The organism is Protofrankia sp. Cas8, assembly GCF_963555845.1.
In the GTDB taxonomy this organism is placed as follows: Bacteria; Actinomycetota; Actinomycetes; order Frankiales; family Frankiaceae; genus Protofrankia.
Window position 1 is genome coordinate 10,727 of sequence record NZ_CAUVXI010000042.1, and the last position, 19,638, is coordinate 30,364.

At 67.3% G+C, this 19,638-nt stretch carries 15 protein-coding genes and 1 pseudogene; 10 read left to right on the top strand and 6 right to left on the bottom strand.

What is annotated here, in order from left to right; genetic code table 11:
* From U9977_RS09005 to U9977_RS09015, 3 genes are all read right to left on the bottom strand, one after another.
* The coding region (locus U9977_RS09005) for a SpoIIE family protein phosphatase (protein ID WP_322748741.1) at window positions 1–1,484 on the bottom strand (1,484 nt) is incomplete at its 3' end.
* 138 nt (window positions 1,485–1,622) lie between these two features.
* Window positions 1,623–6,200, bottom strand: a complete 4,578-nt coding sequence (locus tag U9977_RS09010) for a caspase, EACC1-associated type (protein ID WP_322748742.1) — start codon at window positions 6,198–6,200, stop codon at window positions 1,623–1,625.
* 41 nt (window positions 6,201–6,241) lie between these two features.
* Window positions 6,242–6,664: an effector-associated constant component EACC1 gene (locus U9977_RS09015; protein WP_322748743.1), complete on the bottom strand. Its 423-nt coding sequence runs from the start codon at window positions 6,662–6,664 to the stop codon at window positions 6,242–6,244.
* A 10-nt stretch (window positions 6,665–6,674) separates the two neighbouring features.
* Between U9977_RS09015 and U9977_RS09020 the strand changes: the two genes are divergently transcribed.
* Complete coding sequence (locus U9977_RS09020) at window positions 6,675–6,890, top strand: hypothetical protein (RefSeq protein ID WP_322748744.1); 216 nt, start codon at window positions 6,675–6,677, stop codon at window positions 6,888–6,890.
* Window positions 6,891–6,904: 14 nt separating this feature from the next.
* Here U9977_RS09020 and U9977_RS09025 read toward each other — a convergent pair whose 3' ends face one another.
* Window positions 6,905–7,429, bottom strand: coding sequence for a hypothetical protein (locus U9977_RS09025; protein WP_322748745.1), 525 nt, complete (start codon window positions 7,427–7,429; stop codon window positions 6,905–6,907).
* 6 nt (window positions 7,430–7,435) lie between these two features.
* Window positions 7,436–7,861 (bottom strand): annotated as a pseudogene (locus tag U9977_RS26890) (helix-turn-helix domain-containing protein); the annotation flags it as partial.
* Between U9977_RS26890 and U9977_RS09030 the strand changes: the two are divergent.
* Both U9977_RS09030 and U9977_RS09035 read left to right on the top strand, forming a co-directional pair.
* Entirely contained in the window at window positions 7,847–8,830 is a 984-nt protein-coding gene (locus U9977_RS09030) for an LLM class flavin-dependent oxidoreductase (protein WP_322748746.1), read from the top strand. The pseudogene U9977_RS26890 and the gene U9977_RS09030 overlap by 15 nt on opposite strands.
* Entirely contained in the window at window positions 8,830–10,365 is a 1,536-nt protein-coding gene (locus tag U9977_RS09035) for a long-chain-fatty-acid--CoA ligase (protein ID WP_322748747.1), read from the top strand. The genes U9977_RS09030 and U9977_RS09035 overlap by 1 nt, the downstream gene beginning before the upstream one ends.
* A 333-nt stretch (window positions 10,366–10,698) precedes the next feature.
* On the opposite strand, the gene U9977_RS09040 is transcribed toward U9977_RS09035, so the two are convergent.
* Window positions 10,699–12,312, bottom strand: a complete 1,614-nt coding sequence (locus tag U9977_RS09040) for a N,N-dimethylformamidase beta subunit family domain-containing protein (RefSeq protein ID WP_322748748.1) — start codon at window positions 12,310–12,312, stop codon at window positions 10,699–10,701.
* A gap of 75 nt (window positions 12,313–12,387) precedes the next feature.
* Here U9977_RS09040 and U9977_RS09045 point away from each other — a divergent pair, with 75 nt between their 5' ends.
* The 7 genes from U9977_RS09045 to U9977_RS09075 form a co-directional block, all read left to right on the top strand.
* Window positions 12,388–13,599 carry a low temperature requirement protein A gene (locus U9977_RS09045; protein WP_322748749.1) on the top strand — a complete coding sequence of 404 codons (1,212 nt, stop codon included), beginning with the start codon at window positions 12,388–12,390 and terminating at the stop codon, window positions 13,597–13,599.
* A 123-nt stretch (window positions 13,600–13,722) separates the two neighbouring features.
* Window positions 13,723–15,012, top strand: coding sequence for a molybdopterin-dependent oxidoreductase (locus U9977_RS09050; RefSeq protein WP_322748750.1), 1,290 nt, complete (start codon window positions 13,723–13,725; stop codon window positions 15,010–15,012).
* Window positions 15,009–15,509 (top strand): hypothetical protein, encoded by a 501-nt coding sequence (locus tag U9977_RS09055; protein WP_322748751.1) that lies wholly within the window; start codon window positions 15,009–15,011, stop codon window positions 15,507–15,509. The genes U9977_RS09050 and U9977_RS09055 overlap by 4 nt, the downstream gene beginning before the upstream one ends.
* A gap of 113 nt (window positions 15,510–15,622) precedes the next feature.
* Window positions 15,623–16,210, top strand: coding sequence for a PaaI family thioesterase (locus U9977_RS09060; protein ID WP_322748752.1), 588 nt, complete (start codon window positions 15,623–15,625; stop codon window positions 16,208–16,210).
* A gap of 831 nt (window positions 16,211–17,041) precedes the next feature.
* Window positions 17,042–17,290 (top strand): hypothetical protein, encoded by a 249-nt coding sequence (locus U9977_RS09065; RefSeq protein ID WP_322748753.1) that lies wholly within the window; start codon window positions 17,042–17,044, stop codon window positions 17,288–17,290.
* On the top strand, window positions 17,287–18,840 hold the full coding sequence (locus U9977_RS09070; RefSeq protein ID WP_322748754.1) for a glycosyltransferase family 2 protein: 1,554 nt from the start codon (window positions 17,287–17,289) through the stop codon (window positions 18,838–18,840). Before U9977_RS09065 ends, U9977_RS09070 begins: the two co-directional genes overlap by 4 nt.
* Window positions 18,837–19,638: family 16 glycoside hydrolase (locus U9977_RS09075; protein ID WP_322748755.1), on the top strand; the 802-nt coding region annotated here is incomplete at its 3' end. The genes U9977_RS09070 and U9977_RS09075, both read left to right, overlap by 4 nt.

Genomic DNA, 19,638 nt, shown 5'->3' on the forward strand with positions numbered 1-19,638 from the left:
GGGGGGCCGACGGGTACCTCGGGAAAGTCGACCGTGCCGTTGGGAGTGATGACGGCGGGTGCGGGGTGGCCGGCGCGGGCCAGTGCGCAGCGGCCGGCGACGGGGTCGTAGATCGCGTAGACGCAGGTGGCGCCGATTTCCCCGGCCGTGCGTGCGTTGGGGTCGCTGGCCGTCGGGCCTTTCTCGAGGTCGAGACGGATGACGATGTCGTCGAGGCGGGTGAGTAGTTCGTCGGGGGCCAGGTCGATGTCGGCGAGGGTGCGTACCGCGGTGCTCAGCCGTCCCATGGTCGCCGACGCGTGGACGCCGTGGCCGACGACGTCACCGACGACCAGAGCGACCCGGGCGCCGGACAGCGGGATCACGTCGAACCAGTCGCCGCCCACGCCCGCTTGGGAGTCGGCAGGTCGGTAGCGGGAGGCGATATCAAGGGCCGCCGACTGGGGTATCCGCCGCGGGAGCATGCTGCGTTGCAGGGCGAGTGCGGTCGTGCGTTCGCGTGAGTAGCGGCGGGCGTTGTCCACGCACACGGCCGCTCTTGCGGTGATCTCCTCGGCGAGCAGGATGTCGTCGTCGTCGAACGGGTCCGGGGTGCGATGGCGCAGGAACATCACGACGCCCAGGGTGGTGCCGCGGGCCCGCAGCGGCGCGGCCATCACCGAGTGGATGCCGTACTGGCGGATGCTCCGGACGCGGGCCCGCAAATGCGCCGTCCACCTGCGGATGTCGGGGTCATCGACGGCATGCCGTGAGGCCAGGCCGGTGGCCAGGGTCCGCGCCAGGAGCGAGTATTCGGGGTGGGATTCGGTCGCTCCCGGGGTGACCGCCGACTCGGGGCAGCCTGCCAGGACGGACTGCTGTGCGACCCGGCGCAGCACGACGGGGCCGGTGACCGGACCGAGCGTCGGTTCCTCGCCGTGGACGATGGAGTCCAGCAGGTCGACGCTGACGAAATCGGCAAATCGGCCGGCGGCGACGTCCGCCAGTTCCTGGGCGGTGCGGGTCACGTCCAGGGTGCTGCCGATGCGGGTGCTGGCTTCGTTCACGATGGCCAGTCGACGCCGGGCCCAGTACTGTTCGGTGTAGTCGAGTACCGCGGCGGAAACGCCGTGCACCTGGCCGTCCTGATCCTTCAGCGGGAAAATGAATACGGACCAGCCATGCTCGCGGGCCTCGCCGGGAGCACGGTTGTAGTCTTCTTGGCGCATCATCTCCCCGGTCCGCAGCACCTGTTCCTGCAGCTTGTCGACCTCCTCAAAGGGAGGATCGGATTCCATTTCCCGCAGGCGCAGCCCGCGCATCTCCTCTTCCGTCCTTCCCATCACGCGGGTCATCGCCTCGTTGACTCCCACAAGCCGCGCCTCATGGTTGTAGATCGCCACCGGGATCGGGAGTTGGGCCAGCGTCCAGTCTTTGAGCACTGCCGTCTCGGTGCTGTCCGTTTCAGTGCCGTCCGTTTCAGTGCCGTCCGGGTCGGTGTCCATCGGCGCGCATCTCACCCTCGCCGCGGCCATCGCTCGGGATCCTCGCAGGCAGGACTCCGCGGCACTGTTCCAAGGGTGCTGCCCGATTGTGCTGCTTTCAACCCGAGGCTGCGGGCATCCGCACGGTGCTGGCTCGTTTCAGTTGCCCGCCGGTATTGGCGTTGATGGGAACAAGACCGGAAAACTGGGTGGCGACGGTGCTTCGGGGAGAGTCGGGCACACACGGTCGAAGGTGACGCCGGGGGCCATGACCGACCATTCCGTCTGGGTCGGGTTGGCCCCGGCCAGGCGACAGGCGCGGGCCACCGGGTCCGTCACCGTGGCGCGCAGCGAGGCGATGTTCCACCTGACCACGTTGCCGTATTCATCGTATGTGGTCAGCGTGTCACCGGTTTCGGAGAATGCCACGCCACGCGGATAGGTCTGTAAGGTCACCGCCGTGACCCGGTGGGGTGCGGAGGTGAAGGTCATGTCCCACAGCACTACTTCGTCACCGCCGCCGACAGTGGCGAGGATCCGTCCGTCCGGGCTGAACGCAATGGCAGGTATCGGCACGCCGCTGCTGATTTTCACCCGGAACCGTGGTGCGGCCGTAGCGGACACGTCGGATACGTCGAATACGTAGGTGTCCTTAAGAAAGGCGGCCACCAGGGTGTTCCCATCAGGGGAGAAACGGGCGGTACCGGAGACGGGCAGCCGGGGATGGTCTGGGTCCACGAGGGTGCCCAGCGGCTTCGGATGGCGGAGATCGGTGAGGTCGTACAGGTGGGCACCGCACAGGAGGATGCGCCCTCGCGGTCTGAATGTCACGGCGCAGTTCGCGGTCCCGTTCGCAGTGAGGGATGACGCCTGGACGGGGTGGCGTCGGTCGGAGATGTCCCAGATGGTCGTTGGTCCCGCAGCGCTGCTGACGGCAAGGAGTGCGTTGTCGGGGGACAGCGCCATGTACGCGACGGTGCCAGCACCGTCGGAGATGCGGAACTGTGCGGTCGACACCGGCGATGCGGGGTCGGAGACGTCCCAGACGGTCACGGTCCCGTCGCGGGCGGCAGTGGCGAGGGCGCGGCCGTCCGGCGCGAAGACCACCTGCGGGCTGTCCGGGACGTCGACGGTACCGGCGTCGCGACCGGCTGACGGACCTGTCAGGTACATCAACACCGGCCGACCGCCGGCGCCCCAGGCCGCCAGCAGCGTTCCGGTCGGGTCGAGGGTCGAGAAGCGCAGCGGCGTGTAGGGGCTCTGTAAGAACAGGGTGGTTCCGACGATCGGTTGTGCCGACCGTGTTGGAGTCAGACGGTCGGCCAGTGACCAGAACAGCACCGTGTCGTCATTGCCGCCGGTGGCCAGGGTGGCGCCGTCCGGCGCGAAACTCACCGCCTTGATCAGGTTCTGATGTCCGGTGAAGGTGGCGGTGCGCACGGACGTCGCAGGAGAAGCGACATCCCACAGCGCGATCGTGCGATCCGTGCTGCCGGTGGCCAGGCTCCTGCCGTCGGGGCTGAAGGCGACCGCGCGGACCGCGCCACCGTGACCGCTCAGGCCTGCGCTCTGGCGTGGGTGGGTGGGGTCCGTCAGATCCCACAGCCGTGCCTGCGCGTCGTCCGCTCCGGTGGCCAGGGTCCGCCCGTCGGTGCTGAAGGCGGCAGACAGTACCGCGGGGCGGCCGGCCGGGGTGAGGCCGGCCGGGGTGAGGACAGCCTGCCGGAGCGGGTGGGAGCGGTCCGTGATGTTCCACACCTCGGTGGTTCCGTCCTGCCAGCCGAGGGCCAGCAGCCGCCTGTCGGGGGAGAAGGCGGCCGCGTTGAGCGGGCCGGTGTCGTGTCGCGGTAACTGGACCAGGCGCGTCACGTCCGAGGGCCGCGCACCCACCGCCCACAGCGAGAGCACTCCGAGATCGGATGCGACCAGCGTGTGCCCATCGGGGCTGAAACCCGCAGCCTGGATGACCCCCGCAGCCCGGCCGTTTCCCGCGATCCCGTGGACGGTTCCCAGGCCGACGGGATGCGCGGGGTCCGCCAGGTCGAACATCCCCATGACACCGTCCTGGCCGAGCAGATACAGCAGGTGCCCGCCGTCGTCGAGCCAGGACGCCATCACCCCCTGGGTGAACACGGGCTGCCCGTGCGCCACCACGTCGGTGAGCTTGCGGCGATGATCAGGTTGGGAGACGTCCCACACCTGTGCCGTGCCGTCGCCGGTGCCGATGACCAGGATCCGGCCGTCCCCACTGTAGGTCACCGTGCCGACGACGTTCGGCAGGTTCTCAATGGCTCCGGAGAACTGGGTACCTGCCAGGACGTCGAGCAGGGCCGCCCGGCTGGTCTGCGACGGGTCCCGTCGGAATGCCTCCACCGCGAGCAGCAGCGCGGACCGTGGCTCGGTGCCGGTAGCCGAGATGGCCGCCGCCTGAAGCTGGCGGACGGTCGCCGCCCGGAGGTTGCGCTGTGCGCTGGAGCGTTGCTGGAACGCCACTGCGGCGGCCAGCACCGTCAGACACAGAGCGAACGCCAGGCCGGCGAGGATCTGTCGCAGCCGGCGGACCCGCCGGCGTTCCCGAGCCTGTTCGGCCTGTTCCGCTCGGATGCTGGCGTCGAGGAATTCCCGGTCGGCCATCCGCAGCAGGCGCTCATGCCGCGCGTCGGCGGCCCACTCGCGGGCCGCAGCCAGCCGGACGCCGCGATGACAGAATGCCGGATCACGACTGGCACGCTGCCAGGCGTCCGTCGCATCGGCCAGTTGCTGACGGATGACCAGCCCGGCGCGATCCTCGTCGAGCCATCGGCGCAGCCGGGGCCAGGCGCGCAGCAGAGCCTCGTGGGAGAGCTGCGCCCCGCCGTCATCGACGGTGACCAGCCGGGCCTGCGCCAATCGGTCGCACACCAGGGTGATGATCTGGCGCTCCACGTTGGAACGGCCGTGGGTCATCTCTCGTAGGTCGACGCGGCGTCGCACCGCCTCCCCACCGCTGCCGCTGTCGCTGTCGCTGTCGCTGTCGCTGAGATGAACCATGTGTAACAGCAGGTCCCGCAGGGCCAGCCGGCCCGGTTCGGACAGCGTGTCGTGGATCTCCTCGGCGGTGCGGGTGACGGACCGCCAGATCCCACCGGTGGCCTGATAGCCGGCGAGAGTCAGGGTGCGACCGCTGCGCCTGGTCCAGGTGGCGCGCAGCGCGTGGGCCAGGAACGGCAGAGCTGTGCCCAGGCCGGAACTCCCGCCCTCACGCAGGTCCCGCAGCAGGAGATCGGTCAGACCAGGCTGCAGGACCAGGCCGCCTGCCTGCGCCGGGCGTTCGATGGCCGCCCGTAGCCCGGCATCGTCCAGGGGCGGTACCGTCACCTGGCCGTCCCGCAGAGCGCGGACCAGTTCGGGATATGCCAGGCAGTTGCCGTAGTGGTCCGCGCGGAGCCCGAGCACCACCCGCGTACGGTCCGGGCCGGTGTCGGAACCGGCGCACAGCACATGGATGAATCGCGCCCGCTGATCCTCGTCCGGGCACCGGGTGAAGACCTCCTCGAACTGGTCGACGACGAGTACCGCGCAGCCGCCGGACCGCTCCGCGATGCTGGGCAACCGTCCGGCCAGCAGATGCCGTTCCACCTCATCCAGAGGCTTCCCGGTGGCCGCCGTCAGCCGTTCGGCGAGAGCCTGCAGCGGCTGGGCTCCCGGCGCCGCCAGCAGCACCGCCGGCCAGGGACTCGTCCGGTCCGCATCGTGCCGGCGGTCCAGGCCGGCCAGCAGCCCGGCACGCAGGATCGAGGACTTGCCCACCCCGGAGGACCCCACGAGCACCACTGGACGGTGACCGGTATCGCTCCCGGTGACCTCGCCCAGCAGGCGCTGGACGACATCCTCCCTGCCGAAGAACCGTTCGTGGTCCTCCGCTTGGAACGGCTCCATCCCCGGATAGGGACACGCAGAGTCGTCAGGTGGCTGGAATGAAGTGTCATCGGGCTCCGGGGCGGGCTGGTAGGCGGGATTGGAGGCAAGGACGAGTTCCCCGGCCCTGCCGTCGCTCTGCCGGTGCGGCCGGGCCGCCGCGTCCTGCAGGCGCCGGTCGAGGTAGCCGTAGACGTGGTCGAGGGTCAACCGGACCGGGCCGGCGGGGTCACCCTCGTGCAGGAGCCGCAACAGCTCGCCGGTGAACAGGGTGTGGCGCTCGCCCGGCGGAGCATAGGAGACCGCGTAGTGGGACGCCGAGGTCAGCAGGTAGCTGCCGCGTGGCCGGGCGGAGGCGTAGGGATCCCGTTGGCGGTCGCGGCCGGTCGCGGCCGCCAGCCCGGAAAAGCAGCAGTCGAGCATGACCACGGTGCTGGCGGGCAGGTCCGCGAGAATGTCGCGGATGGTCTGATAGGAGGCCGACCGGGCGATCCGGTCTCCAGCGAGGCTGGCATGCGTGGCCAGGTAGAGCCGATCCCCTGGCCCGAGCAGGCCGTGCCCCGCGAAGTAGAAGAGAACGACGCCGGTGGCCTGTGCGGCGATCTCCTCCACCGCGTCGAGCACAGCGCCTTCGTCGGCGGGGTCGATGATGGTGCGGATGTGTGCGGGCTCCATGCCGCACACCTCTTCGAGTGCCCGCCGCAGATCCTCGACCGTGGTGGCCACCGACGGCAGATCCGGCAGGCCCGACGCGTCGGTGTGCCGGCTTGTTCCCACCAGTACCGCCCGCGCACCCATCCCCGCCAGGTCACCGAGCGGTGGTCGCCGGGGTGCCGTCATCCGTCCGAGCCTTTCATCCACGCCCCTATTGCCGGGCGCTCTTATTCGGCTGGTGCGGCGGGAGGCCGCGCGGTCTCGTCGGATGGCACCGTGCCAGGTTCCAAGGACCGGGCGAGTTGTTGGGCCAATTCACCCACCTGTCGCGCGTCCAGCCCGCGGACGTGCTCGGCCGCCACTGCGATCGTGGTTCCGTCAGGTCGGGTGACGGTCACGGTCTGGTTCCCGGTGCGGCGCTGCACCCACGTCACCAGCGCGGCGGCCAGCACTGTGGCGACCCCTCCCGGTTCCAGGACCACGGTGAGGAGATCTGCGGCCGTCCCCATGGTCCCGGCCGCGGGCTCGCCCGTCGCGCGACGACGGATCCGGCCACGCAGCTGCGGCTCCCTGGCAAGCCAGGTTCCCAACGGCGCAGCGCCGCCATCGGTCCGCTCACTGCCGTCCTGCACCGCGATGACGACATCCATAGTCCGTATTGTGCTCTTTTGGCTGTACGGGGTGCGGGCATGGGTGCGGACCCTGGAGCACCCCGACAACCGGCGAGCACCCACGCTTCGTGCCGGGGCGGCCACCGCGTACTGTGTGCCTCCTCGTGCCCGGTTATGGGGGATCCGCGACGACATTCACGAAGCCTTCCGCACCCTCGGCTGCGCCATCACCCGCTGGCGACGGCTGAAGACCTCATTGTGTTAGGAGTCCTTGTTCGTTCAGTGGATGCCCGGCTGGTGGGCAAGCATTTGCTCGACGATTTGAAGATCTCTTTTGATTCGATCGAGGACGGCTGTCGCAGCGTCTTCGTGCCCGTCGGTGGGGTTCTGCCGCAGCAGGCTTCGGACTGCCATATCGGACAGGATGCGTCCGGTTTCAACCACGGTCGTGCTGCCACCCGGCTGGTACCACCAGGAGGCGAACAGCACCATCCCGCTCAACGCTCGTGCTGCAATCGCCTCGTTGACGGGATGGAACAGGCCGCACCGGATACCGTCGGCGATCGTCGATTCCACAGTTCTTTCGAAACCATGCCATATCTCCTTGTATAACCGGGAGACCTCGGGCGGAAGGTTTGTCTCGCTCCGGCTGACCAGTCGGGTGCGCTCGGGGTGACGGAGCGCTGCTTCCACTGTCCCCATCATGATTTTCTTCAGTCGCAGATCCGGCCGTGAAGCCAGGTTTTCAGGCATATTGATGACAAATGCCGAGTTGGCCAGAGTGTCACGGGCGATCTTGGCCACCAGATCGTCCTTACTTGAGACGTAGTGATACAGGGCTGGGCGGCTCACCCCCAGGGCATCTGCGACGTCCTGCAGGGTCGTACCGGCGTAGCCCCGCGTCGCGAACAGCTCCGCGGCGGCGTCCAGGAGCGCTGACTCGAAGGCCTCCCGCCGGGAGGACGAACGACCGCTGCTCGGACGGACCAGACCCGCGGCGAACTGGGTGTCCGTCTCGCTCTGTATGTCCCCGATTGCGACACCTGCGTCCTCGGGCGGCGCCGGCTCCCTCACCCTTCCGAGTGTAGAGATGAGCCGGCCGTGGTTGGCAGGCCTGGAGGAGCGAAAAAGATGCGGTAAATTCCTGGGTTCAACATCGTTGTCGAAAGTTCGACTCGCATGTAACCTTGCCCATACTTCACATGATGTTGGAGGTGGCCGGTGGGTCAGCCGCACGAGAACGGTGCTCAGGCGTCGGAAGCCGAACCCCGGGTGCTGTTCGGCTTCAACGTTCGAGGCGAGAAGAAGGAGATCCGTCGGCTGGACAGGCTCGGAGCGGACTCGCTGTGGGCGAGTGGTCATGTCGCGGCACCGCTTCCCACTCCGGAGGCGCTGGTGAACCTGGGGCTCCTCGCCGCGCTCACCGAGCGGCCGCGCATCGGAACCGCGGTGCTCCTGCTTCCGCTGTATCCGCCGGCAATCGTCGCGAAGCAGGTGGCGTCGATCGATCGGGTGAGCGGGGGGCGGGTCACGCTGGGGGTGGGGGTCGGTGGGGAATATCCGCAGGAGTTTGATGCCTGCGGTGTGCCGGTCGCCGGCCGCGGCTACCGGGTCGACGAACAGATTCGCGTCTTACGGGACCTGTGGACCGGCGAAGCGGTCGATGGGGCCGGCCCGCATTACCCGTTCCAGGGCGTGCGGATCTCCCCGCCGCCCGTCCAGCCCGGTGGTCCACGGATACCGATAGCGGGGACGAAGGCGCCGGCGATGCGGCGAGCCGCGACCATCGGCGACGGCTGGATGCCCTATCTGTTGTCTGCGGACCGGTACGCCGAAACGGTCCGGACGGTTCGCGCCCAGGCCGACGCCATCGGACGTAAGCTCGACAGCTTCGAATGGTTCCAGTTTCTGTTCATCGGTGTAGCGGACCGGCCCGAAGACGCCTACGCCGACATGGCGCAGATGTTCGGCTCAGTCTGGTCACGGGACCTGCGCGGACTCATCCACCGCGTGACCGCCGCAGGTACCCCGGAACAGGTTGCCGCACGGGTGCAGGCCTACGTGGATGCGGGGGCACGCCACATGATCTTTCAGCCGAGCGGTGCGGACCTCGACGAGTCCCTCCGCAACGCGGAACGCATCACGCACGAGGTACTGCCCTTGATAACCCTTTCCAGGCGGGTGGAGGCGACAGACGAATGCTGATGGGCGATATATTGTCACTGGCAGCCGCGAACTGGCCGGAACGGGTGGCGCTGGTCACGGGGAACGAACGCCGGACATTTGCGGACCTGCACGCGGACTCGTTACGGCTGGCGGACGGCCTTTCCCGGATCGCATCGCCGGGAGACCGGATCGCGATCCTGGCTCGCAATGTGCCCGCCTATGTCGAGGCTCTCTACGGTGTACCGACCGCCGGCATGGTACTCACCCTGCTCAACTACCGGATCCATCCCAGGGAATGGGCTGAGATCATAGCTGCGGCCGGCGCCCGGGTGCTGATTGTCGACCGGGAGTTCGTCGACGAACTCTGGCCCGTGCTCGGCGACGTCCCAGCCATCGAACACATGTTCGTAATTGGTGGTCCATCGGACGGCCGCGGCTCCTCCTACGAGGAGCTGGTCGCATCGGCCTCACCCATCCGTCCTCAGGTGGAAGTGTCAGATTCCGACACGGCATGGCTGGTTTATACGAGCGGTACGACCGGGAGCCCCAAGGGGGCGATGATCACCCATCGTGGAATCATCACAGCGGCCATGACAATGATGCTCGCGGTCTCGCCGACGGACCGTGACCGGATGCTGATGACCTTCCCCATGTGCCATGTTTCCGCGTTTCAGGTCCCCACCTACCACCTGTGCGGGGTGCCGACTGTCCTGATGCCCGCGTTTGAGCCGAGCGCGTTCCTGGAACTGGTGGCGGAACACCGAATCACGATCACTTCGCTGGCGCCGACGATGGCGGCTTTCGTGCTCCGGTATCCGGGCTATGACACGGCCGACCTGTCCTCCATCCGCCGACTGGGATACGGCGGGATGGCCATGCCCACGAGCACTGCCCGCGCTTTGGCGGACCGGCTGGGACCGGTTTTGGTGACCGGCTTCGGCCAGACCGAGTCAACCGGATGGGTGACGGCTCTCAGTCCTGAGGACCATGTTCGTGCGCTGTCGGGCCAGGAGCAACTGTTGGAGTCCTGTGGCCGGCCGTTGCCGCTGACCGCCGTCGCGGTCATGGATGAGCAGATGCGGCGATGCCCCGCCGGCACCCCCGGTGAGCTGGTCATCCGCGGTGATCTGGTTACCAGTGGTTATTGGAACGACGAAAAGGCCACCGCCGCCGCGTTCACCGATGGGTGGCTGCACACCGGTGACGTGGCGACCGTGGATAAAGAAGGATACGTTTATCTTGTCGACCGCATCAAGGATATGATCATAACTGGTGGACAGAACGTGTACTCCACGCAGGTGGAGCAGGTCCTCCATAAGCACGAGGCCGTGTCGGAAGCCGCCGTCATCGGTGTTCCCGACCCGGTATGGGGGGAGAGTGTGGTAGCTGTGATTGTTCCCCGGCCCGGTGCACACGTGGACCCCGAGGACATCCTCAGGACCTGTCGGGCGCAGCTTGCCGGTTACAAGAGTCCGCGGAAGATCCATGTGGTTGCCGAACTTCCCAAAAACATCACCGGAAAGGTCCTCAAGCGCGAGCTCCGCGGCCGGTACGCGCCTGCGACAGCTCTCTGATCACCACGACATTGGGTAGTCTTGGATGTCATCAGGTCTCCGTCCCATACGTGGAGGTGGCCGCCCCGTCTGCAGCTGACGGTATTGATTGTATTCACCCTGTCGTGCAGGGTGAAATTGCTCAACGTCTGTTCCAGGCTTATGCACAGGCTGGTGTCAAAGTAAATATCGTATATGGCGCGACCCAGTTCGAGCCAATGGTTATTACGAAAGCAGGATCCGCTGCAGAGAATGTCTATCTGGTTGGCGGCTTTGCGCCATCGACCGCCAAGGGCAATATCGAGGTCGATACCTTCAACGCTCTGGACAAGCGGATCGCGGGGGCTTGCCGGGCTACCGTTCACCGCCCGGATTCCCGCCGCCGCCGGCGTCGTCACCCGGCACGGATCGGGCGCCGGGATGTCGTTGCCCGGCCGGGCCCTGCGCAAATGTGGTCAGCATCGTGGTGGTGACGGTGGTGACGAAGTTCTGTACTACGGGTCCGGCCGCGCCGGACCCGCACACATCGGTTACGCCGCATACCCACGCGCTGGTACCGGCGTCGAACACTCCCGCGCCCGAGTCGGCGGTGTAGTAACTGACGTCGGAATGGTCGGGCCGGCCATGACAGAGCACCGGTGAATGTGCGAGGACCTCGATCCGCGACGGTGTCGGATAGGTGAGGTCGACCCGGTCGTACTCGGATCCGATCATTCCGGGAATACGGCTGCCCGCGCTCAACCCGGTTCCGGCGAACAGCCAGTGTCCGGGGTCGCGGACCACGAGGTCGGCATGTACCGGATTGCACTGGTACATGCCACCGGTGAGCGAGCTCTCCGGTCTCGCATTCGGCGGAGACGGCCAGTTCGCGGTCACGGCGGCGTCGTCGATGCCGTTCAACGGGTCCTCGGCCGCGACCTTGTAACCGGTTTCCAGCCGGTCCGGCCCGAACGCGGTCGGTCCCAGCCGAATTCGTCGGAACACCGCGTTCGCGCCCAGGAAAGCCAGATTCACCCCGCGGTCCCGGGCCCGCGTCAACGCGTCCCGCATCGCGGGCGAATAGTACTCGTCATGCCCCATGGAAACGACCGCGCGGGCGCCGTCCAACAACGCTGGATCGCCGTGGAGGTCGATATCCGTTGCATAGGCGACGGGCAGCCCGAGTTTCTCGGCGAGGATGATGACCGGGGCTTCGTTTCCGGTGAAGTCCGCGGCGCCGTCGCCATAGTCGTACGGTCGGTCGAACGAGACGACCCGGGCCCGGTCGTTGAATCCCTTCGGGCCGTGGTAAAGGCTGTATCCACCCCACGCGTTGTATGCCTGCCAGGTTGTCACCGCCGCGAGCAGTACCACCCGTCCCGATGTCGTCGGGTTGCGGACGGTCAACGGAACGTAGGTCTGGAAACCGTCGGAGTCGTCCAGGCGCATCAGATACGCGCCAGGCGGCCAGCTGCTCGTGTCGAACGCCGTTGTCGGCATCCAGGACGTGCTCACGGTGTTGGTTTTCGGGTCGCGCGCGGCGGGGGCCTGTACCCGACCGGGGAGCGGACCGACCTCGGTGACCAGCCGGCAGGTTCGTCCGCCGTACCAGCCGATCCGGAAGACGGAGGCCTTGAGCGTGGCCGCGGTCGTGGACGCGAACAGGTGCAGTTCGTCCCCGGTCCGGATGCTGGCATGGTCGAGCCAGCCCTCCACCGCGTGGTTGTAGCCGAGACGGGCCAGGCCGCAGTCGGCACCGGGCTTCGCGTTCTCGGCCCGGACGTCAAACCCGGCGCTCGCCCCTGCGCTCGCTCCGGCGCTTGCTCCGCCAGGCACGCGCCCCGTGGCCTGGCGGCCCCGGTCGGCACCGCCGCTGCACCCGCCGAGGACGATCGCGATCACCACCGCAACCGCGATCGCGACGGCGACGGACGTGGGCCATCCGGCCGACTCAGGCCGACTGTGGCGTCGGCTTCCATGCGCTGGCATCCAGACCATCCTCGTCAGTGTTGTTCAGGCGGCGGCGCCTTATGCTCGGGTATGGGTCCAGGTACGGGTACGGCCATGCAGCCTGAAGCAGTGGGGCGAACACGTTCCGTCATTCCGGATATTCCCTTCATTCGCGGCCGGGGTAGCGGGGAACAGCGTGCGACCTTCTTCGAGTTGTACTTCGACCTCGTCTACGTCTTCGCCGTCACCCAGATATCCCACCACCTGCTGGCGGATCTGAGCTGGATCGGCGCGGTGCAGGCGGCCTTCTTCCTCGTCGCCGTCTACTGGGCCTGGAACTACACGACCTGGATGGCCAACTGGTTCGACCCGGAGACGGTGCCGGTTCGACTCGTCCTGATCTACGTGATGCTGGCCAGCTTCCTGATGGCCGTGGCGATCCCCGAAGGCGCCGTCGACCTCGCACTGCTCTTCGCGGCCAGTTACGTGGCGTTGCAGATCGGTCGGAACGCCTTCGTCGTGTGGGTGACCCCGCCGGGGGCGTTCAACGAGAACTTCCGGCAGATTCTTGCCTGGAGTATCCTTTCGGCCCCGCTGTGGGTCGTCGGCGGGATACTGTCCGGTGAGCCGCGCTGGCTGCTCTGGGTCGCCGCGCTGGGGCTCGACCTGGCGGCGCCGCTGGCTCGGTACTGGGTGCCCCGCGCCGGTGCCACCCCGATGAGCCAGTGGGAGGTCGAGGGCAGCCACTTCGCCGAGCGCTTCCAGCTTTTCGTGATCATCGCGCTCGGCGAGAGCATCGTGCTGGCCGGGGTTACCGCCTCCGGTGCGGGGCTGCGCGGCCCGGTCGTCGTCACGCTCGGGTTTGCATTTTTGACGTCGACCGCCCTGTGGTGGCTGTACTTCGGCCAGATCGGCGCATCGGTCGCCCGGCGGATCAGCCGGAGTGCGGCGGACGAGTCGGGCCAGATCGGCCGAGACGTCTACACCTACCTGCATCTCCCCATCATCGCCGGGATCGTGTTGACGGCGGTCGGCGTCGAGCTGGTGATCGTGCATCCCGGCGGCGAACTGCACACGGCCGGTGCTCTGGTGACGCTCGGCGGTCCAGCACTCTATCTCCTCGGCCTGATGGCGTGCGCGGCCCGTATCGGCCGCCGACCGAGCTGGCCGCAGGTGGCCGCGGTGGTGGTGTTGCTCGCGGCCGTGCCGCTCGCCGCCCACCTCTCCGGCCTGCTCGTGCTGATTGTGCTCACCGTCGGGCTCATCGCCCTGGTCGTGGTCGACCAGATCCGGCCGCAGCTGGCGGATTCCACGCCGCATCCGTGAGGGCGCACCGGGTGAGGGGGAACCAGGCCGTTGCGGCACACCGGAGGGCGCGGACTGGCGCCGTCCTCGTCCTGTAATCCGTGGCGGGTGTCTGGCGGCGGCCGGCGGTCCTACGTTGGAGATATGAATCCCCTCACCCGCCCGCTGCCATCGCCGCCGGAGACCCTGCGGCGTGGACCGCTGCGCGAGGGCCGGTTCACCAGCCGGTTGCATGACCCGCGGGTGGCCGCGCTGCTCGGGATCTGGCTCGGTATCGCCTTCGGGACGTGCTTTGCCACCGGTTTGGTCTCCCATTTCATGCAACATCCGACGTCGTGGTTCTCGTGGCCGTCCCGGCCGGTGTGGTTCTACCGGTTCACCCAGGGCCTGCACGTGGCGACCGGGTTGGCGAGCGTACCGCTGCTGCTGGCGAAACTGTGGACGGTCTACCCGCGGCTGTGGGAGTGGCCGCCGGTCCGTACGGTCGCACACGCGTTGGAGCGGATTTCGATCATCGTGCTCATCGGCGGTGCGCTGTTCCAGCTCTCCACCGGGATCGCGAACATCGCCCAGTGGTACCCGTTCCATTTCTTCTTCACGGTCGCCCACTACTGGGCCGCGTGGGTGACGATCGGCGCGCTGCTCGTGCACGTGGCGGCGAAGCTGACGGTGGTGCGCGTCAACGTCGGACGCGGCAGGGTCCACGGCGTCGCCGTCGAAGGTGTCGCCCTCGAAGGTGTCAATCGTGACGGCGGCGCCCTCGAAGGGGTCAATCGTGACGGCGGCGATCTCGAACCGGGCGGCGTACCGGTGCGGACCAGCTCGCCGGAACCCGACGGTGACGGGTTGTCCCGACGCGGCTTCGTCGGAGCGGTCGGTGCGGCCGCTGGAGTGATCACGGTGGTCACCGTCGGTCAGGCGGTGCCCGGTCTGTCAGAGTTGGATCTGCTGGCCCCACGCAAGCCGACGGTCGGACCACAGAACCTGCCGGTCAACCGCACCGCAGCCGCGGCCGGGGTCGCCACCGTGGCGCGCGACCCCGGATACCGCCTGGAGGTCGTCGGCCCCCGGCCGCTGCGGTTGAGCCTGGCCGACCTGGCCGCGTTTCCCCAGGCCACGTCCCATCTGCCGATCACCTGCGTCGAGGGGTGGAGTGCGGATGCCACCTGGTCGGGGGTTGCGCTGCCGCAGCTACTGGATCGGGCCGGCATTCCGCACGACGCCACGGTGCGGGTCGAGTCGCTGGAGAGCGGCAGCCTCTACAGCACGAGCGAGGTGCGTCCACCGCACGCCCGGGACTCGCTCACCCTGCTGGCCACCGGGCTCCGAGGCGAGCCGCTGGCGCTTGACCACGGCTATCCGGTCCGCTTGATCGCCCCGAACCGACCGGGTGTCCTGCAGACCAAATGGGTGCACCGGGTGGTGATGGTATGAGTGAGTCCGCCGGGCGCCGGGCGCCGGCATGGCGTGCGGCGGTGCTGGGGCTCCGTGTCCTGCTGGTCGGCGGTGGCATTGCCATGGTTGGCGTCGGGGTGTTCGGGGCGTTGGACGCGCACCTTGCGGCCAATCCGCCGTACGCGCTCGGTTGGGGGCTGGTGGCCATCGCCGTCCACGACGCCCTGCTGGTCCCGGCGCTGGCCGTGATCGGTCTCGTGCTGACGAAGCTGGTCCCGGCACCGTACCGGGCCGTGATACAGGCAGCGTTGATCGTCAGCGGCTCGGTCGCGTTGGTGTCGTTGCCCCTGTGGCGGGGGTATGGCCGCAAACCCGACAACCCGTCGGTCGACCCGCTGGCCTACGAGCGCAACCTCATGATCCTGCTGGGCGTGGTCTGGGTGATTGCCGCGGTCGTCATGTTCCGCCGCTGGCTACTGGTCCGCCGTCGGCCGGGAGCGACGGCGGTGCCGCGGTCAGAATCCCGGCGTGATTGACGAGCCTGATCGTGTGATCGGGTCGGGTGATTATCGATGCCCCGCGCCGCGGATTCGTCTAGAAAAAGGGAGTCCAGGTCGACGAGACCAGGCCGGGCGAGGGAGATCTCAGGATGCCGACCGCCGATACCACTGTGCACGCCGTCGACGCGACGCCCGGTGGGGAGCGTCCGGGCGGCCCGGTCGAGGTTCCCTGGTCGGTGCTGTCGGACTATCGGTGTTTCGGGTGTTCGCCGCACAATGATCAGGGCCTTCAGCTGCAGTTCCGGACCCATCCCGAGGGCTTGCAGGCCCGCTTCACCTTCGGGCGGGCACATGAGTCGTACCCCGGGGTCGTGCACGGTGGCCTGGTCGGAGTGGTCTGTGATGAGATCATGGGCAACCTGATCGTGCTCCAGGTGGGTCTCACCGCGTTCACCACGGCGATGAAGGTGCGTTACGTCTCACCCTTGTTCGTCGGGAGGACGTATGACTGCGTAGCCCGGATGCGACCGTCGCGTGTGGAGCAGACCGGAGTCGGCCTCACCCATGCTGCGGCCGAGATTCTCGATCTTGATGGTGCGACGATGGCCACTGCGACGGCCAGTTACCGGCTTGTCAGTCTGGAAGAGGCGCGCCGGCACCTGACCCTGGCTGACACCGACGCTGACCGTCTGCGCGATGCCATGTCTGTTGATGTTGCTCCTGAGAATACGGAGTGATTGTATGGTGACGGTGTGCATCGGATCCCGTCCATGTCCATCGTCGCCAAGTTTTTCATAAGTTTTTCATTGGTTTTCTTATTGTAGATAGAGTGCGAGTCATATAAAGTGCGGTGCCTCTTCAGGGTTTTTCAGCGGATGCCGGCCGCCGACGGCGGGAGTATTCCTCAAATATTACTTTGCGTCATCGATTTTTGTCGCAGCGCCAATGGCTGCTTGCTGACAATCGGTTGTCAGAGACGTACGCAATGTTTTCAAGCGCGTTGTTCCACCTGCTCAGAGGGTGTGTCGCGGGTGGTGGGTAACCTCTCGTGCGCACGGAAACTGATCAATGTATCGCCGTGCGTGGTGGCCTATAGGCGACCTGATAGTGACTCTGCGTGATAGTTGGTCCTGATGTACCGGCGGGATAACGCAGAGGTTTCGGAACGCCCTTTGCACACAGCGGCATTTCATGCAACGCTGTTGTCCGAACAGCGAAGTCGCAGGGGTATCGTTCTCCGCCAGACGGTCGAGGGTGTCGCCACCGCCTCGCCGAGTACTCGGGAGGCCAGGTCCAAGGGGGATGAGCTGGATCGTACGACCCGTGTGACGGCGGTGGTCTGGGGAATCCTGCCGCTGTTATAGTGAGCCGGCTACACCTCAAGGCGTGAGTGATACGGCGATCCGCGGAATTGACGGGTGCCGTGAGTCGCCTGTTTTCGCGTTCTTTCCAGGCTGGTCGGGCACCTCTCTGTCGCCGCTGGCGAGCGCCAACAGCGCAGGTCGGGGGCATCAGGCGTTGCTGCGCGCCGGTGGAGACCTGGGCATCTATGCCTTGATGGAGAATCTATGTTCGAATCGCGTGCGGCCGATCACGCGTTGAGCGGAAGTACTACTTCTAAGGTTTTCGACATGCTGTCCGGCGTGTTGACCGACGTTGTCGGTCTGGCATTCGTGCTGTATCTCGCTGCCGCTGTGGTATGTATTCTTCTGGCCCTCCTCCTGCGCGTCCGCGGTCGTCTCGGGCATACGTCGGCCGAGCGTTTCAGCGTGACCGAGAGTATCGGCCGACCAGCCGGACGACGGGTCAGCCGATGAGCCGGCCGTGCCGTGTACGGAAAGCTAAGATTTCCACGGAATTTCGCCGTGGTTTCGTCCTCCTCCTGCCTGTTGCCTGGTACCTGGCCGTTCCAGCGACCGCGCAGGCGCAGGCACCACGCCGGGCGGGCACACTGTCGGCGGGGTCGTTACTCGGCCAAGGGGTCGATGCCGCGTGGTTACTCGCCGCCGGGTTGATCGTCATGGGTTTCCTCTACCTGGTGACGATGCTGTTGCTGTCCCGCACCCACCAGCCGCCGCCGCAGGCTGTGCCCGCCGGGCTGTTCTACGTGTTCGTCATGCCCTGCCTCAACGAGGAGGCGGTGATCGGGGCGAGTCTGCGGCGCTTGCTGGCCACCGCAAGGGACGACATTCGGGTCCTGGTGGTCGACGACGGTTCGGACGACGCTACGTCCAGCATCGTGCGCGGGGTCGACGACGAGCGCCGGTGGCTGTTGCGGCGTGATCTGCCCAATGCCCGGTCAGGCAAGGGCGCTGCCCTGAACGCCGCCATCGCCCACCTCCGCGTTCGCGATGAGGTCGCCACCCGCGACCCGAACAACGTGATCGTCGTTGTTGTCGACGCGGACGGACGCCTGGATTCCCATGCCGTCGACGTCGTCGCGTCGTACTTCAGCGACCCGCGTACAGCCGGCGTCCAGACCGGCGTCCGCATCAACAACCGTCGTGGCAACCTGCTGGCCCGTATGCAGGACATGGAGTTCGTGATCTACACGGACATCTTCCAGCGCGGTCGGGCTCATGTCGACAACGTGGGGCTGGGTGGCAACGGCCAGTTCGTGCGGCTTTCAGCACTGCGGTCACTGGGCGACGAGCCGTGGACGCACAGTTTGACCGAGGATCTCGACCTCGGGGTCAGGTTGCTGCTCGCGGGTTGGCGCAACCGGTTCTGCCCGCAGGCCGACGTCCACCAGCAGGGCGTGGTGAGACTTCGTCGGCTGCTGCGCCAGCGCTCGCGATGGTTCCAAGGGCACCTGCAGTCATGGCGGCTGATACCGCGGGTGATTCGGGAGGCGCGGCTCCGCAGCCTGCCCGACATGCTCTTCCACCTGTCGAGCCCATTATTGATCTTATTGGCGTCCCTGCTCACACTCGCGTTCGGATTCTCGACCGCCGCGGTTCTGGCCGACTGGTTCGCCGGTGGGCCCAGCCCCGATCCGAGTTTGTTCGCCGGTGCCTACCTGATGGCCGCCGTTCCGGCACTGATCTGCGCGCTGGTCTATCGCAGGCAGGAGCCGCTCTCCGGAGTCGGCGTCCTGCGGTTGATCGGTTACGGCCACCTCTACATCCTGTATGCCCTGGTCTGGTTCGTCGCCGGCTGGTGGGCGATCGCCCGGATGCTCAGCGGCCGCAACAGCTGGCACAAGACCGTCCGCAGCCCGGAGGAAAGTCTGCCTGCACCAGCCCTTACACCCGCCCTTGCGGCCGCGAGTGCAGCTGCGGTGGCGGCGACCATGGTGACCAGCGAAGACGTCGGTCTGGCGGCATCGCCGGAGCACGCCGGCGAGCCGGTCCCCGTCGATGGATGACGTCGGTGCGACCGTTGCTGCCCGCTGATCCGCCCGACGGCGCCGACACCAGCCGGGGGCGTGGGCCGGCCGGCTGCGGATCCGGACTGCTCGTCCGGCTGGCCATCCTCGCCGTTATCACGCTGGTCAGTCTGCTCGCCCTGATCGGGCTGCTGGGGATGTGGCGGCTCACCGGCCTGTTCCAGGAGGACGACGAGATGGTGCGCTGGGTGGACGGCAGCCGACATGGCGCATGGCTCGCGGTCTTCGACGGCTATGGCCAGACCACAGGCTCGACGGCAGGCCCGACCGTGGAGCCGACCACAGGCCGCACCGTTGACGATGAGGTGATCTCGCTGGCCCCGAAATCGGCGGTGGGACCCGGCGCGACCCATGCGGCGCTGGTGGTCAGTGCCGACCGCTACACCGACGTCGACGTCACCGCCCAGCTGCGCACCGTCCGCCAGCTGCGTACGCCTGGGCCGCAGCCCTGGGAGGTCGGCTGGGTTTTGTGGCATTACACCGATATCAGCCATTTCTATGCGTTCACCCTTAAAACCAACGGCTGGGAGATCAGCAAGCAGGATCCGGCCTATCCCGGCGGGCAGCGGTTCCTCGCCAGCGGCGAGGTGCCCCGCACGACCATCGCGACCTGGCACACGGTCGGGATCACCCAAGCTGGCGGCCGGATCACCGTTGCCGTCGACGGAGCCGTGATCGCTGATCTCACCGACCCGGAACGCCCCTACCTCGCCGGCGCTGTGGGTCTGTACTGCGAGGACTCCGACGTGGAGTTCCGCCGGATCCACGTCGGTACGG